The following is a 15,843-nucleotide window of genomic DNA, read 5'->3' as shown; positions in this document are numbered from 1 at the left end:
GTTAACCGTTTGTTAAACATGTGCTTGCCTTCACCGCCTCCGAAGCGCATTTTCAAGCTTCAGTCATATAGGCTACAGGCATGACGGCGATGCCGCCGAATCAGCCGGCTGTAAGGCAAGTGCAGGGGCGTAATCGATGAACGAGTCTTCGAAGGGAAGCGCGAAAACCATCAAGCTGGCGGAGCGCCGGGTTTTCTCCCAATCCTTCAAGCCGCTCTACCAGGAAGGCATGGGCCTGGTCGAACAGGCGGCCGAATATCTGGACGGCAAGGGCAGGGTCGAGGCGAAGAAACTGTCCAGGCTGGCCGCGACGCTTTATGCGGCTGAGTCGATGCGGTTGACCACGAGGCTGATGCAGGTCGCCTCGTGGCTGCTTTTGCAGCGCGCGGCGAATTCCGGCGAGATGACCCGCGATCAGGTTGCTTCCGAAAAATCCAAGGTGCGTCTCGATACCGCTTCCGCCAACAACGATGCCGCAGGCTGGGGCGAACTGCCCAAGGATTTTCTCGACCTCGTCGACCGCTCGCTGCGCCTGCAGGCGCTGGTGCGCCGCATGGACGAGGAAATCTATGGCAGCGCCGTGGCCGACGTGCCGCCATCCGGCCGCCGCGTCAATCCGGTTTCCGACCAGATCACACTGCTGAACACGGCTTTCGCCCGCGGCTGACAGGCCTGCCTGGGCCGTGGCGGGAGCCCGTTTCTGGTTTGTTCACATTTCGCTGGCATCGCTGCCCGCCAAGGGTAGACTTGGCGAATGGGGGAAGCGATTCGCATCATCGGCATCGATCCGGGGCTGAGGCGCACCGGCTGGGGCATCGTCGAAAGCCTCGGCAATTCGCTGCGCTTCGTTGCCTCCGGCACTGTGCGTTCCGACGACAAGGCGGCGCTGGCGACGCGCCTTTGCCAGTTGCATGATGGGCTCAGCGATATCATGCATGCGACTATGCCGCACGAGGCGGCGGTCGAGCAGACTTTCGTCAACAAGGATGCGGCAGCGACGCTGAAGCTTGGCCAGGCGCGCGGCATCGCCATGCTGGTGCCGGCGCGGGCGGGTCTGGTCGTTGCCGAATATGCGCCCAACGCCGTCAAGAAGGCGGTGATCGGCGTCGGCCATGGCGACAAGAAGCAGATCCACATGATGGTCAAGGTGTTGATGCCGAAGGCGACTTTCGACACTGACGATGCCGCCGACGCACTTGCCATTGCCATCTGCCACGCGCATCACCGGCAGAGTGTTGCCTATAGGATAGCGGCGCTGGCATGAAGGATCAGGCATGATCGGCAAGCTCAAAGGCACACTGGACGAGATCGACGAGGATTTCTGCATCATCGACGTGCACGGCGTCGGCTATGTCGCCCACTGCTCGGCGCGCACGCTTGCCGCTTTGCCGGCACCCGGCGAGGCGGTGGTGTTGTTCATCGAGACCTATGTGCGCGAGGACATGCTGCGGCTCTACGGTTTCCAGTCGGTGCTGGAGCGCGAGTGGTTCCGGCTGCTGATGAACAATGTGCAGGGCGTCGGCGCCAAGGTGGCGCTGGCCATCCTTTCGACGCTGGCGCCGGCCGATCTCGCCAACGCCATCGCGCTGCGTGATATCGCCATGGTCAGTCGCGCGCCGGGCGTCGGCAAGAAGGTGGCCGAGCGCATCGTCACCGAACTGAAGAACAAGGCGCCAGCCTATGCAGGCACTGCCTCCGGCACGATCGGCCTGAAGCAGGAGCTCGGCGAAGGCGTCGCCTCAGCGCCGATCACCGATGCCGTCTCGGCTCTAATCAATCTCGGCTATTCGCGCGATACCGCCGCCAATGCGGTGGCGGCGGCGCTGAAGAGCGCCGGCGAGGACGCGGACGCGTCGAAGCTGATCCGCTTTGGGCTGAAGGAACTGGCGCGGTGAGTCTGCGCTTGTCTCGTTCCCTGCCCTGTGCAAGGAAGGCGGCATGAGCCTTTCGCCACGCCTCATTGCTCCCGACAAGCGCGGCGAGGACGCCGAGCAGACCTTGCGGCCGCAGACGCTTGGCGACTTCGTCGGCCAGGCGGCGGTGCGGGCCAATCTCAAAGTGTTCATCGAAGCCGCCAAGGGTCGCAGTGAGGCGCTCGACCATGTGCTGTTCGTCGGCCCGCCCGGCCTCGGCAAGACGACGCTGGCACAGATCATGGCGCGCGAACTCGGCGTCAATTTCCGCTCGACCTCCGGTCCGGTCATCGCCAAGGCTGGCGATCTCGCGGCATTGCTCACCAATCTCGAAGACCGCGACGTGCTGTTCATCGACGAGATCCACCGGCTCAACCCGGCGGTCGAGGAAATCCTCTATCCGGCGATGGAGGATTTCCAGCTCGACCTGATCATCGGCGAGGGGCCGGCGGCGCGCTCGGTCAAGATCGACCTTGCCCGTTTCACCCTCGTCGCCGCCACCACCCGGCTCGGCCTTTTGACCAATCCGCTGCGCGACCGTTTCGGCATTCCTGTCCGTCTCAATTTCTACTCCGTCGAGGAACTGGAGCAGATCGTGCGCCGCGGCGCCCGCATCCTTGCCATGCCGCTCGGCGACGATGGCGCGCTTGAGATCGCGCGCCGCGCGCGCGGCACGCCGCGCATCGCCGGACGCCTGTTGCGCCGCGTGCGCGATTTCGCCTCCGTCGCCGGTGACGGTCATGTCGATCGGCAGATCGCCGACGAGGCGCTGACGCGGCTCGAGGTGGATGCGCTCGGCCTCGATGCGCTCGACCGCCGCTATTTGTCGATGATCGCGCGGAATTTTAGCGGCGGGCCGGTCGGCATCGAGACGATCGCGGCTGGGCTCTCCGAGCCGCGCGACGCCATCGAGGACATCATCGAACCTTATCTGATCCAGCAGGGCTTCATCCAGCGCACGCCGCGGGGCCGCGTGCTGACCGCCAATGCCTGGCGGCATCTCGGTCTCGACGCACCGAAGGACTTGGCACAGCAGCAAATCAGCCTGTTCCAGGAAGAGCAGTAAGTTCCCTGGCTTACGGTTTTGTTGCCGGCAGCCCCCTGACCACGTCCATCACATCCGGCTCGGCCTTCTCGCCATCAAACGCGTCAACGATGCCGAAGGCGCCGCCATAGCTCCAGACCGACCATGCGAAGCCATGGGCTTCGGCGCGCGCGATCATGTCGCTCACATAAGCGGCGCGGTATTCGGCCGGCATCACATAGGCGTTGCCGTATTCCTGGCGGATCATGCCGAATTCGCCGAGCGTGATGTTCTCCGGCCTGATCCCGTTGGCCTTTGCCCAGGCTTCGACCGTTAGGAACGGCGCATCCATCATCCCGCGCAGTCTCTCATCCGTATCCATGCTGGCCACCTGCTCGTCGAGATAGGCGAGCAGACCGCTCTGCCGCGTCCATGGCGCCTCGGCCTTGATTCTTGCGCGGATCGTATCGAGCGTAGCATCCAGTTGCGCGCGCGGGACGGAGCTGAGCGGATAGGGCAGGCCGGTCACGTAGGGGATGAAGTCGCCGGCCCAGGTCGCGCCCTGATGGGTCAGCAGGAACGGGTCGTAGGAATGAAAGGTCCAGATGATGTTGTCGTCCGGGATCGCCTTCGGATCGATCCTTGCCAGCGATGCCGCATTGGAATAGCAGGCGCCGGTCAGGATCAGGGTGAGCTTGGTGGCTGACGAACGCGCCGCCGCGAACAGTCTTTGCTGGCGCTCCGGCCAGAGGCCTGTGCCGTCGGTGTCGCAGTCGACGACCGGCTCATTCATCGGCTCGAAGGCGACTTTCTTGGGGTCCTCATCGGCCAGCGTGCGCGCCATCTTGCGCACCACCTCGACATAGGCTTCGAAGGTTTGCGGGTCGTCCATCACCTCGCCCATGCCGATCTTGCGGCTGCCGCCGCTGGGGATCAGATGCATGTCGACGACCACTTTCAGTCCGGCACGATTGATCATCCGCACCGAGTCCAGCACACTGGCATAGAGGTCGCCGCGCAGCGCCAGCGTCGCGCCGGACAGAAACGGCGACGGGTCGACCGGCATGCGCAGGAAATCGAAGCCGGCGCTCTTCAGCGCCTTGAGGTCGTCGTCGTTGAGGAACTTGCGCCATTCGGGATAGGGCAGGATTGCCTGCGGGTCGCCCCATTTGTCCTCGCCCGGCCATGTCGTCCATTGGTCGAGATTGAGGCCCCGCTTCATTGAAAAGCTCGCCGCCTGGCCCGGCAGCGCCAGCGCGGCCAGCACAAGCAGCGCCGCCATCAAGGTCTTGATCATCGCCGTCAACAGTGCCATCGGGTTCGTGCGCCAAGCTAATGCGTGTCGCCCAAAAGTGTGTAGCGGTTTTGGGACAACGACACGCACGGAAATAACCACCTAAAGCGCGTCGCGCTTCAGGTGCCCGGTCAGGCCCAAAAAGGAAAGCGCAATGGACGATCATAGTGAATCGGCGACGCTCTGCGCCGGGCTTTCCGGCGCGCTGACGGAATTCGGCCATCGGCTGATGGCGCGGGTCTACTATGCCGACACCGATTTCTCCGGCGTCGTCTATCACGCGCGCTATCTCGAATTCTTCGAGCGCGGCCGTTCCGACTATCTGCGACTTGCCGGCGTCCATCACACAGAGCTTGCCGAGGGCAAGCATGGCGAAAGAATAGTCTGGGTGGTGCGGCGCATGGAGATCGACTTCCGCGGATCCGCCCGCATGGACGACATCCTCACCATCGAGACGCGAACCGAGGACATTTCCGGTGCTCGCATCTTCATGGCGCAGCAGCTGAAGCGTGGCAGCGAGGTGCTGGTCGAGGCGCGGGTCGAGGCGGCCATCATCGGCGGGAACGGCCGGCCAAGACGTTTTCCGAAGGAATGGGTTGCGGCCTTCATGCCCAAGGCAAGTGGGTAAGGTCTCCTGGCGTCGCTGACTCGGTGCTGTCCGGTTCGATCGAGGGTGACGACTCGCCGGGCGGCTCGCCCGGGCCGCGGCAATGCGTCGCGCTGTGCGTCCTAACTCATCCTTAACCATAACGGTTCATGAAGAGATCGGTGAAGATTGGAGGAATCCAGCGCCTTCCTTTCACCAATATTTGCTCCGAAAAGGCCGCCAACGGTGCATTTTGGGGTTATTCTGCAAGCTTTGCGCGAACGGACCACAAGGGACGCCCATGGGCCAACCGCCAGCCATGCCCCGGAAAATCTTAAGGACGTAACCATGGAAAACATCGCACTCGCCGAACCGGGCGCGCATTTGTCGATTTGGGCACTGTTCATGCAGGCCGGCTGGGTGGTCAAGCTGGTCATGATCGGGCTGCTCTGTGCATCGATCTGGACCTGGGCGATCATCGTCGACAAGCTCGTCGCCTATGGCCGCATGCGGCTTGCGCTCAATCGCTTCGAACAGGTGTTCTGGTCGGGACAGTCGCTGGAAGAGCTCTACCGCACGCTCGCCGACCGCAAGACGTCAGGCATGGGCGCCATCTTCGTCGCCGCCATGCGCGAATGGAAGAAGAGCTTCGAGAAGGGCGCGAAATCGCCGCTTGGCCTGCAGACCCGCATCGACAAGGCGATGGACCTGGCGCTGACGCGCGAAATGGAAAAACTGGAAGGACGGCTTGGCTTTCTCGCCACCACCGGCTCGGCAGCGCCCTTCATCGGCCTGTTCGGCACCGTGATCGGCATCATGACCTCGTTCCAGGCGATCGCCGCATCCAAGAACACCAGCCTGTCGGTGGTCGCACCCGGCATTGCCGAAGCGCTGCTGGCAACCGCCATCGGCCTGCTCGCCGCCATCCCCGCCGTCATCGCCTACAACAAGCTGTCGTCGGACGCGAGCAAGATCGCCGTGCGCATGGAGGGATTCGCGGACGAGTTCTCCGCCATACTCTCGCGCCAAATCGATGAAAAAGTGGCGCCTAAGGCCTGAGGAGTAACTAGATGGGTATGTCCGTAGGTATGGCGGGACGCGGCGGGCGTGGCCACAGGCGGCGTGGCCGCCATCATGCGATGATATCGGAAATCAATGTCACGCCGATGGTCGACGTGATGCTGGTGCTGTTGATCATCTTCATGGTCGCGGCACCGATGCTGACGGTCGGCGTGCCGGTCGACCTGCCGGAAACGAAGGCCAAGGCGATGAACGCCGATACCCAGCCGATCACGATTACGATTGACGGCACGGGAAAGATTTTCCTGCAGGAGACCGAAATTCCGCAGGAAGAGCTGGTCGCCAAGCTGCAGGCGATTTCCAAGACCGGCTACGAAGAGCGTATCTTCATCAAGGGCGACAAGACTACCAACTATGGCACCGCGATGGTGGTGATGGGTCTCATCCAGGCCGCCGGCTACAAGAATATCGGCCTGCTTACACTGCAGCAACAGGATCAGTAACACCAAGATGAGGACGGGCCTCACCACATCGGTGATCTTGCATGCGGTCGTGATCGGCTTCGGCCTGTTCACACTGTCGGGGCCGGTTGCGCTTCCAGCCTCCGATGTCGAGTCGGTCGCAGTCGACATTGTGCCAATCGAAGCGACTGCCCAAATCCTGCAAGGCGACAAGAAGGCCGTGGTGCATGAAAAGCCGGCACCGGTGCCGACCCAGCGCCCGGATATCGTGGCGGACGCGCAGAAGGTCGGCGAGAACAGTGTCGATACGGAAAAGCCGATAACACCGGAAGCCAAGCCCAAGCCGGTCGATCTGGCCGAGGCGCCGCCGCCCGCGCCAACTCCGGTCGAGAAGCCGAAGCCCGAGGACGTGCCGAAACCGAAGGAGCAGCCCAAGCCTGTTCCGGCGACCGAGGTCGCACCGGTCCCGCAGCCGAAGGAAGAGGTGAAGCCCGAACCGGTCAAGCAGGCGGAGCCTAAGCCGACACCGGCCAAGGAGCCGGCGCCGGCCCCGCCACAGGACAAGACCGCCGCGATCGATCCGAAGCCGGAGGTCAAACCCGACGCCGTCGCCGAGGCCATTGCCCAGGAGCCGCCAACCGAGGAGACGCAGCTTCCGGATTCGGCGCCCGCGCCGCAGGCGCGGCCGAAGCCGCAGCCGGCCCAGGCCGAGAGCGCCAAGGCTCCGGAGCGCAAGAACGCCGACAAGCCGGTCAAGGAAGCATCGTCCAGGCCGAAATCGGATGACAAGCAATTCAACGCCGACGAGATTTCCGCGCTGCTCGACAAGCAGAAGCCATCCGGCGGCGGCGCCAAGCGCTCGACCCAGCAGGCGTCGCTCGGCGCCGACAAGAACCAGGGTCAGAAGCTTTCGAGAACGGAGATGGGGCTATTGGAAGATCAGCTCGGCGGTTGCTGGACCCTTCCGGTAGGGCTCGAGGGTTCGGAGAATTTCGTCGCTGTGATCCGGTTCAACCTGGACGCCTCCGGCAAGCTGGATGGCCGGCCGGCTGTCGAAAAATCGAGTGGAAGCCGCCAGTTCGACGAAAGTGCCGTGCGCGCGGTTCAGAAATGCGATGTCGCGGGCCTGCAGGTTCCCGCTGGCAAACAAGACATCTGGGCCGACGTTCGGGTCACTTTCGATCCGAGGGAGATGCTCGGCCTGTAGGCCCGGCGCCCGTAGAATCATTGAAGAGAAGCGAGAAGACATGAAATCCATCCTCAAGCCGCTCCTGATGATCACAGCGATGGCGCTGGGCATGACTGCCGCCGCCACCTTGCCGGCGCGGGCGCTCGTTGAGCTCAACGTCAACAAAGGCAATGTCGAGCCGCTGCCGATCGCCATCACCGATTTCCAGGGCGGCGATGCGCTGGGCGCGGAGATTTCCGGTATCGTCAGCGCAGACCTGAAACGCTCCGGCCTGTTCGCGCCGATCGACAAGAGCGCCTTCATCGAAAAGATCTCGAACCCGGATGCGACGCCGCGCTTCGAGGACTGGAAGGTGATCAATGCTCAAGCACTGGTGACCGGCAGCGTCAGCAAGGAGGCCGATGGGCGCGTCCGCGCCCAGTACAGGCTGTGGGACACCTTTGCCGGCCAGCAGATGTCCGGCGAGCAGTTCTTCGCCAACGACGCCAATACGAGGCGCGTCGCCCATATCATCGCCGACGCCATCTATGAGCGGCTGACCGGCGAGAAGGGATATTTCGACACGCGCGTCGTCTTCATCGACGAATCGGGCGCCAAAAACGCACGCAAGAAGCGCCTCGCCATCATGGACCAGGATGGCGCCAACGTCCGTTATCTGTCGGATGGCCGGTCGATCGTGCTGACCCCGCGTTTCTCGCCAAATCGGCAGGAAATCACCTACATGTCCTATGAAAGCGGCCAGCCGAGGGTCTATCTCTTGCAGATCGAGACCGGGCAGCGCGAATTGGTCGGCAACTTCCCCGGCATGACCTTTGCGCCGCGCTTTTCGCCCGACGGCCAGAAGGTGATCATGAGCCTGCTGCGCGAGGACGGCAATTCCAACATCTTCGCCATGGACCTGAGAAGCCGCTCGACGACCAGGCTCACCAATTCGACAGCGATCGACACCTCGCCGTCCTATTCGCCGGATGGCAGCAAGGTGGTGTTCACCTCCGACCGCGGCGGCCGCGCGCAGATCTACGTGATGGGCGCCGACGGTTCGGGCCAGACCCGCATCTCCTTCGGCGACGGTGTCTATTCGACGCCGGTGTGGTCGCCGCGCGGCGATCTCATCGCCTTCACCAAGCAGACCGCCGGCGAATTCCAGATCGGCGTCATGCGCATTGACGGTTCAGGCGAGCGCATCCTTTCGACAGGCTTCCAGCAGGAGGGGCCGACCTGGGCGCCCAACGGCCGGGTGCTGATGTTCTTCCGCGATTCAGCCGGCGGGCCGAAGCTCGTTTCGGTCGATCTCACCGGCCGCAACGAACAGCCGATCCCGACCGCGAATTTCGCGTCGGACCCGGCATGGTCGCCGCTGCTCGAATAGAGGAACTGAAGAATTGACGAGCTGAAGAATTGACGAATGGAGAGGGCAGGCAGCTACATTAAGCGCGCTAAGGATTTAGAGGTCTTTAAGCGTGCTTATGTGGTTTCTCTTGAGGTGCACAGAGCCACGCTTGCGTTCCCGAAAATGGAGCAATACGCGCTGGCCGATCAAATGCGTCGTTCCAGCAAAGGGATTTGCGCCAATTTGGCTGAGGGATTTGCCAAACAGACCCACTCGCACGTTTCATTTCGATGGCCATGGGGTCATGCAGTGAAGTGGAGACCTGGATTTCCTATGCGTTCGACCTTGAATACATCACACAAGCGCAACGCGACGAATGGCTGCAATCCTATACCTATATCTATGGAATGCTGGTGAATCTGAGAGAGAAGCTAAAGTGGCCTCTCTCTTCAGTTCTTCGATTCCTCAACTCTTCAATTCGCTCTTTTCCACGCCTTGGTCGCGTTTTGGCCGCATTTCCGCCTACGGTCCGCGCGCATTGTGGGCTTACAGCGCCGCGTGCCTTCCGAAGACGCGAAAAGGACATTGTAGCACTTTCGTTGGGCGCACGGATCCTCTCCAAAATCTGTTCCGATTTCGGGGGGCTATGCGTCGGGCAAAACGGCCGCGGACGGCGGCCGGAACCAATTTTTAACCGTGTTTCTTGAATGCCGGTTAACCCAAACGTGGTTACTGGAGGATCAATGAAATCACTCGAATTGCGAAGGAGAGGCGGCATGGGCCGTATCGCAGCACTTACCAGAAACCCGGTGATGATCGCGCTGGTGGCGTCGCTCGCCATCGCCGGTTGCGCTTCGAAGAAGACCCCGAACAGCGCCGCCGATCTCGGTCTCAGCGGCGCCGGGGCGGCAACGCCCGGATCGGCCCAGGACTTCACCGTCAACATCGGCGACCGCATCTTCTTCGACACGGATTCGTCCTCGATCCGCGCCGACGCGCAGACGACGCTTTCGCGCCAGGCGCAGTGGCTGAACCAGTACAGGCAGTATGCCATCGTCATCGAAGGCCATGCCGACGAGCGCGGCACACGCGAATACAATCTGGCGCTCGGCGCCCGCCGTGCGGCCGCCACCCGCGACTTCCTCGTCGCCAGGGGTGTTTCCGCCCAGCGCCTGAAGACCATTTCCTACGGCAAGGAGCGTCCGGTCGCTGTCTGCGACGACATCTCCTGCTGGTCGCAGAACCGTCGCGCTGTCACTACGCTCAGCGGCACCGGTTCTTGATCGGCAATTCCTGATCGGCAGAAATGCAACACATATAAGCGAAAGGCGGCCTCGGCCGCCTTTTTCATGTCCGGAGTCCGGATATGGGACTTGAAACAAAATTTGGCCGAAGTCCTGCGTCCTGCTAAGAGCCGAGACGCCTGACGGTCCATCCGGATCGGAAGGTGCGCAACAGGCCAACAACTTCACGGCGAGAGGCACATGCATTTCAGATCGGTCTTGAGCGGCACGCTTGCGCTGCTGCTCCTAACAAGCGTCGCCGCCCCGGCAAGCGGCACCGAGCAACCGTCGCAAGGCGGTTTTTCCTTCCATTTGCCGAAGATCAACTTGCCCGGCGTTTTCGGTGAAAAGCCTGGCGTTTTCGGTGAAACGAAGAAGCCGGATCAGGTTCAACTCGCGCAGGATGGCACCAGCGCGACGGCGCTTCAGGAACAGCTCCGGCAGATGAACGGCAAGATCGAGGAGCTCAACTTCCAGGTCCTGCAGATGCAGGAGCAGATCCGCAAGCAGCAGGAAGATAACGAGTTCCGCTTCCAGCAGCTGGAAGGCGGTTCGCAAGGCGCGCAGCAACCAGCCGAGCAGAAAAAGTCGGACGCCGCCACCGAGGCCGACAGCAGCGTCGCCGAGGCTCCGGCGACACACGCGCCGGCCGATGCGGGCACACCGCCCGACAGCGGCCAGAGCGGGGAGGTCATCGTCGAATCGCCGACAGGCGAACCCGGCACAGTCATCCAGGGTGCGCCGCCGAAGACGTTCGGTACCATCACCGTCGACAAGAACGGCAACGTTGTCGACTCCGGCGGCAACACGCAGGCCCATGCACCGGCGCAGAACACCGCCCCCGTCCCCGGCGACCAACCCACCGGGACGCAGGCCGGCAAGCCCGACGACACGGTGGTCGCGGCGCTGCCCGCCACCGACGACCCGGAGGAGCTTTACCGCAACTCCTACCAGTTCATTCTGTCGGGCGACTACAGTACCGCCGAACAGGGTTTTCGCGACCACATCGCCCGCTTCCCCAAGGACGCTAAGGCGGCGGACGCGCATTACTGGCTGGGTGAGTCGCTGCTCGGCCAGCAGAAATACCGCGACGCGGCCGAGACGTTCCTGGCGGCCAGCAAGGATTATCCGAAGGCCAAGAAGGCTCCCGACATGCTGCTGAAGCTCGGTGTGTCGCTGGTCGGATTGAACCAGCGCGATGTGGCCTGTGCCACTTTCGGCGAGATCGGCAAGCGCTATCCCAACGTTTCCGGGGCGCTCAAGGAACGCGTCAAGCAGGAAAGGGCGCTCGCGGCGTGCTGACGCTCGAAACCGAGACTGACATTTCGGATTTCTCGCAGATCGACTTTACCAACGGCGTTGTTGCAGCCGTATCCGGCGGCAGCGACTCGACCGCCCTTCTCCTTCTCCTCAAAGATCACCTAGACCGGATCGCGCCGGCAACGAAATTGCTGGCGGTGACGATCGATCACGATTTGCGGCCGGGCGCGGCAGCGGAAGCGCAAGCCGTGGCCAGGCTTTGCGCCGGGCGCGGCATTGCCCACCGCATCCTGGTCTGGTCCGGACGCAAGCCGTCGACCGGTCTGCCCGCTGCCGCGCGAGAGGCACGCTACCGGCTGCTGGCCGAGGCAGCGCGGGCGGAAGGCATCGGCCTAATCGTGACCGGCCACACTGCCGACGATCAGGCCGAGACTGTGCTGATGCGGCAAGTCCGCGACGATGGCGCCCGCGACGGGGGGCGAGGCCTTGCCGGTATGGCGCCCGCAACCCTTTACGACTGGCGGATCTGGATCGCACGGCCGTTTCTCGGCACACGGCGTGCCGCGCTGCGCGACGTCCTGCGGCGCGCAAATGTCGGCTGGGCCGAAGACCCGACCAATGAAGACGAGGCTTTCGAGCGGCCGCGCGTCCGCGCAGCACTTGCCGATGGCAATGGCGTGCAGCGCATGGAAGACGCGGTGGCGCTGGCCGCGCGGGCTGCGGTGGAGCGCGAACATCTCGGCCATCGCGCGGCGGCGCTGATCCGTGGCTTCGCCAGTAAGCCCGCCGACGGCCTTGTCCGGCTCGATCCGGGCTTTGCCACGGCCGGCGACGAGCCGGCGGCCGTCTATGCGCTGCGCATCATGCTGGCGACTGTCGGCGGCGTTGCCTTTCTGCCCGACCAGGCTCGCAGCGAAGCGCTGCTCGAACGGCTCAGGGTGGGGCTGTTTTGCGCCTCCCCATTTTGCGCCACATTGTCGCGGACGGTGGTCGATGCGCGGCGTGCCGGCATCTTCCTGCGTCGCGAAATCCGCAACCTGCCGCCCGCCGCTCTGGCCGCGGACGATGCCCTCTGGGACGGCCGCCGGAGGATCACATTGAGCGACAAGCCAGGTGCATTTTTGATCGCGCCGCTCGGCGCGGCCCATGCCGCAAAACGGGCAATTGCCGAAGACGGCACGCCGCCAAGCCTTGTGCGAGCCGCCCTGGCGGCCGAGCCGGCGTTGTGGCGCTCACACCCTGGCGAATACCCTGGCGAATGCCTTGGTCTGGTGCAGGACAGTACGGTCTCGTCACGAATGGCGGCATGCCCGGTTGTTGCGCCCTTTGCACGCTTCCTGCCGTCCTTCGATCTGGCACCGGCCAGAACTGTCGCTGCGCTGATTGGCGCGCCGCTCGTTCCGGCCATGCCTTTCCGCGGCCACACTGCCGGTTGATCATGGGCGAAAGCTTAACCGCGACATGCTGTTCTGCTTGGCAAGGGAGGGCGCCATCCCTATGTTAGACCCAAGTTTCCTCTCACGACGCGTGTCCGCCAGCGGACGCCAACGGGACAATTGATGAATCCGAATTATCGTAATCTCGCGCTCTGGGCGATCATAGCGGTTCTGCTCATCGCTCTCTTCAATCTGTTCCAGACGCCGCAGACGCGCGGAGCAGCGAGCGATGTCCCCTATTCGCAGTTCCTGCAGGACGTCGCGGCCGGCCGAGTCAAGACGGTCACTATCGCGGGCTCCCGCATCTCCGGTACCTATACCGACAGCGCGACCGGCTTCCAGACCTATTCGCCGGGAGATCCCTCGCTGGTTTCGAGGCTGCAGGACAAGAACGTCACCATTAACGCGCGTCCCGAATCCGATGGCTCCAATTCGCTGTTCGGCTATCTCATCTCTTGGCTGCCGATGATCCTGATCCTTGGCGTCTGGATATTCTTCATGCGCCAGATGCAGTCCGGCTCCGGCCGCGCCATGGGCTTCGGCAAGTCGAAGGCCAAGCTGCTCACCGAGGCGCATGGCCGCGTCACCTTCCAGGACGTCGCCGGCGTCGATGAAGCCAAGCAGGATCTGGAAGAAATCGTCGAGTTCCTGCGTGATCCGCAGAAGTTCCAGCGACTTGGCGGCAAGATCCCGCGCGGCGTGCTGCTCGTCGGCCCTCCCGGAACCGGCAAGACGCTGCTTGCCCGTTCGGTCGCCGGTGAGGCCAACGTGCCGTTCTTCACCATTTCCGGCTCGGACTTCGTCGAGATGTTCGTCGGCGTCGGCGCCAGCCGCGTCCGCGACATGTTCGACCAGGCCAAGAAGAATGCGCCCTGCATCATCTTCATCGACGAAATCGACGCGGTCGGCCGCCATCGTGGCGCCGGTCTTGGCGGCGGCAACGACGAGCGCGAGCAGACGTTGAACCAGTTGCTGGTCGAAATGGACGGCTTCGAATCCAACGAAAGCATCATCCTGATCGCCGCTACCAACAGGCCGGACGTGCTCGACCCGGCGCTGCTCAGGCCCGGCCGGTTCGACCGCCAGGTGGTGGTGCCGAACCCCGACATCGTCGGCCGCGAGAAGATCCTGAAGGTGCATGTGCGCAACGTCCCGCTGGCGCCCAATGTGGATCTCAAGGTGATCGCTCGCGGCACGCCGGGCTTTTCCGGCGCCGACCTGATGAACCTTGTCAACGAATCCGCCCTGATGGCGGCGCGGCGCAACAAGCGTCTTGTCACCATGGCCGAGTTCGAGGACGCCAAGGACAAGATCATGATGGGCGCCGAGCGACGCTCGTCGGCCATGACCCAGGCCGAGAAGGAACTGACCGCCTATCACGAAGCCGGCCACGCCATCCTGGCGCTGAACGTGCCATCGGCCGATCCGCTGCACAAGGCGACCATCATCCCGCGTGGGCGGGCGCTTGGCATGGTCATGCAGTTGCCGGAAGGCGACCGCTATTCGATGAGCTACAAATACATGATCTCGCGGCTCGCCATCATGATGGGTGGCCGCGTCGCCGAGGAGTTCAAGTTCGGCAAGGAGAACATCACCTCGGGCGCCTCCTCGGATATCGAGCAGGCGACCAAGCTGGCGCGGGCCATGGTCACGCGCTGGGGCTTCTCCGACAAGCTCGGCCACGTCGCCTATGGCGAAAATCAGGAGGAAGTGTTCCTCGGCCATTCGGTGGCGCGCACGCAGAACGTCTCGGAAGAGACGGCGCAGATCATCGACGCTGAAGTGCGCCGGCTGATCGACGAGGCCTATTCCACGGCGAAATCTATCCTGACGAAGAAGAAGAAGGAATGGATCGCGCTGGCGGAGGGACTTTTGGAATATGAGACGCTGTCCGGCGAGGAGATCAAGCAACTGATCGCCGGCCATAAGCCTGCCCGCGATCTCGGCGACGACACGCCGCCGAGCCGTGGCTCGGCCGTGCCGAAGTCCGGGAGCCGCCGCAAGAAAGGCCCCGAGCCCGAAGGCGGCATGGAGCCTCAGCCGTCAAGCTAGGACAAGGTTTCGCCCAGAAGATCGATTTGGAAAACGCCGCGGCTCTGACCGCGGCGTTTTCTTTTGGAGGTTGGCTGCCGATCGGCGTGGCTTGAAGTCTTGCAGAATGACGAGGAACGGTTCGCGAAGCGCATCCACGGTACCGGTGGCACGGACGTCAATAGTTCCTTTCAGGGCAAAATCGCAGACCTCCGAGATTGGCCGAAACATTTCTCCCTTCGTCCTCCACCGCTCCGCTTCACGTTCGCTCCGCCCTGGATGACGAAGGCGTGGTGGCATTTGGCTAATCGCAGTTGTTCGAGAGGGGGGCGAGGTCGGCAGTGACCTCCCATAAGCCTCTTCCAGTTAGTCAATCAGTCAACATCTGCCAAAAGAAGAACCCCACGGCCCGAAAGGCCGCGGGGTTCTTGATCGAGATCGAAGCTTGCGAAATCAGCTCTTCAGCCTGGCATTGCACAGGCTGTAGAAGCCGCCGCCCTTCTGGATCCACTTGAGGCCGCCCAGCGTGTTGGCGTCCTTGTTGGCGTAGTACTGGTCGAGGCAGGTGTGCAACCGCGCCTTGCCCGGGGTTTCGCTGCTGTACTTGTTGGAGATCGCCTTCGGAAACGTCACACCCTGGGGGGCGGTCACGGTCGGTGCTTGAGGGTCGCTGGTGTAGCTTGCCTCATCGGCAGCCGGCACGGTGTCGTCGTCGGATGCACCGGCGCCGCACTGGCTCTTGCGGAAGTCGTTCCATTTCATGCCGTTCAGCGTGTTACCGGCCTTGGCAGCCTGATACTTGGCGCTGCAGTCCGCCATGCTGAGGCCTTTGCCGGTGTCGGCGGTTGCTGTGTTGGTCGTCGGCGCGGCGGGTTCCGCTGCCGCGCTGGCGCCGGCGGCGCATTCGCTCTTGCGGAAGTCGTTCCACTTCATGCCGTTCAGCGTGCCGGCGGCCTTCGCGGCCTGATATTTGGTGCTGCATTCCTTCGCCGTCAGGCCTGGTGCCGCATCGTCGC

At 63.2% G+C, this 15,843-nt stretch carries 14 protein-coding genes and 2 pseudogenes; 14 read left to right on the top strand and 2 right to left on the bottom strand.

What is annotated here, in order from left to right; translation table 11 throughout:
- The first annotated feature begins 136 nt into the window (after nt 1-136).
- The 4 genes from E5X88_RS07805 (at nt 137) to ruvB (ending at nt 2,979) form a co-directional block, all read left to right on the top strand.
- A complete protein-coding gene (locus tag E5X88_RS07805) occupies nt 137-667 on the top strand; it encodes a DUF1465 family protein (protein ID WP_292159955.1) in 531 nt (176 codons plus the stop codon).
- Nucleotides 668-754: 87 nt separating this feature from the next.
- Nucleotides 755-1,264, top strand: coding sequence for a crossover junction endodeoxyribonuclease RuvC (gene ruvC, locus E5X88_RS07800; RefSeq protein ID WP_292159953.1), 510 nt, complete (start codon nt 755-757; stop codon nt 1,262-1,264).
- 10 nt (nt 1,265-1,274) lie between these two features.
- Nucleotides 1,275-1,895 carry a Holliday junction branch migration protein RuvA gene (gene ruvA, locus E5X88_RS07795; protein WP_292159951.1) on the top strand — a complete coding sequence of 207 codons (621 nt, stop codon included), beginning with the start codon at nt 1,275-1,277 and terminating at the stop codon, nt 1,893-1,895.
- 43 nt (nt 1,896-1,938) lie between these two features.
- Entirely contained in the window at nt 1,939-2,979 is a 1,041-nt protein-coding gene (gene ruvB, locus E5X88_RS07790) for a Holliday junction branch migration DNA helicase RuvB (RefSeq protein ID WP_292159948.1), read from the top strand.
- 10 nt (nt 2,980-2,989) lie between these two features.
- Here the strand turns inward: ruvB and E5X88_RS07785 are convergent, their stop codons facing one another.
- Complete coding sequence (locus E5X88_RS07785) at nt 2,990-4,252, bottom strand: cellulase family glycosylhydrolase (RefSeq protein WP_292159945.1); 1,263 nt, start codon at nt 4,250-4,252, stop codon at nt 2,990-2,992.
- 133 nt (nt 4,253-4,385) lie between these two features.
- Between E5X88_RS07785 and ybgC the strand changes: the two genes are divergently transcribed.
- From ybgC to ftsH, 10 genes and pseudogenes are all read left to right on the top strand, one after another.
- Nucleotides 4,386-4,859, top strand: coding sequence for a tol-pal system-associated acyl-CoA thioesterase (gene ybgC / locus E5X88_RS07780; RefSeq protein WP_292159942.1), 474 nt, complete (start codon nt 4,386-4,388; stop codon nt 4,857-4,859).
- A 306-nt stretch (nt 4,860-5,165) separates the two neighbouring features.
- Complete coding sequence (gene tolQ / locus E5X88_RS07775) at nt 5,166-5,876, top strand: protein TolQ (protein WP_292159940.1); 711 nt, start codon at nt 5,166-5,168, stop codon at nt 5,874-5,876.
- 11 nt (nt 5,877-5,887) lie between these two features.
- Nucleotides 5,888-6,340 (top strand): protein TolR, encoded by a 453-nt coding sequence (gene tolR, locus E5X88_RS07770; protein WP_292159937.1) that lies wholly within the window; start codon nt 5,888-5,890, stop codon nt 6,338-6,340.
- 7 nt (nt 6,341-6,347) lie between these two features.
- The gene (locus tag E5X88_RS07765; protein WP_292159934.1) at nt 6,348-7,505 is read left to right on the top strand and encodes a TonB family protein; all 1,158 of its coding nucleotides are present in this window, start codon (nt 6,348-6,350) and stop codon (nt 7,503-7,505) included.
- A gap of 40 nt (nt 7,506-7,545) precedes the next feature.
- The gene (tolB, locus tag E5X88_RS07760; protein WP_292159931.1) at nt 7,546-8,856 is read left to right on the top strand and encodes a Tol-Pal system beta propeller repeat protein TolB; all 1,311 of its coding nucleotides are present in this window, start codon (nt 7,546-7,548) and stop codon (nt 8,854-8,856) included.
- A 36-nt stretch (nt 8,857-8,892) separates the two neighbouring features.
- A pseudogene (locus E5X88_RS07755) lies at nt 8,893-9,524 on the top strand (four helix bundle protein).
- Nucleotides 9,525-9,593: 69 nt separating this feature from the next.
- Nucleotides 9,594-10,100, top strand: coding sequence for a peptidoglycan-associated lipoprotein Pal (pal, locus tag E5X88_RS07750; RefSeq protein ID WP_292159926.1), 507 nt, complete (start codon nt 9,594-9,596; stop codon nt 10,098-10,100).
- Between the two features lie 201 nt (nt 10,101-10,301).
- Nucleotides 10,302-11,402 (top strand): tol-pal system protein YbgF, encoded by a 1,101-nt coding sequence (gene ybgF, locus E5X88_RS07745; protein WP_292159923.1) that lies wholly within the window; start codon nt 10,302-10,304, stop codon nt 11,400-11,402.
- Nucleotides 11,399-12,796, top strand: a complete 1,398-nt coding sequence (gene tilS, locus E5X88_RS07740; protein ID WP_292160091.1) for a tRNA lysidine(34) synthetase TilS — start codon at nt 11,399-11,401, stop codon at nt 12,794-12,796. Before ybgF ends, tilS begins: the two co-directional genes overlap by 4 nt.
- A 123-nt stretch (nt 12,797-12,919) precedes the next feature.
- Nucleotides 12,920-14,848 carry an ATP-dependent zinc metalloprotease FtsH gene (gene ftsH / locus E5X88_RS07735; protein ID WP_292159920.1) on the top strand — a complete coding sequence of 643 codons (1,929 nt, stop codon included), beginning with the start codon at nt 12,920-12,922 and terminating at the stop codon, nt 14,846-14,848.
- A gap of 432 nt (nt 14,849-15,280) precedes the next feature.
- On the opposite strand, the pseudogene E5X88_RS07730 reads toward ftsH, so the two are convergent.
- Nucleotides 15,281-15,823, bottom strand: a pseudogene (locus E5X88_RS07730) (hypothetical protein); the annotation flags it as partial.
- Between the last annotated feature and the right edge of the window lie 20 nt (nt 15,824-15,843).

This window comes from Mesorhizobium sp. (genome assembly GCF_004962245.1).
GTDB lineage: Bacteria > Pseudomonadota > Alphaproteobacteria > Rhizobiales > Rhizobiaceae > Mesorhizobium.
The sequence above is the reverse complement of the archived record's forward strand: the minus strand, read 5'-3'. Positions and strand labels throughout refer to the sequence as shown.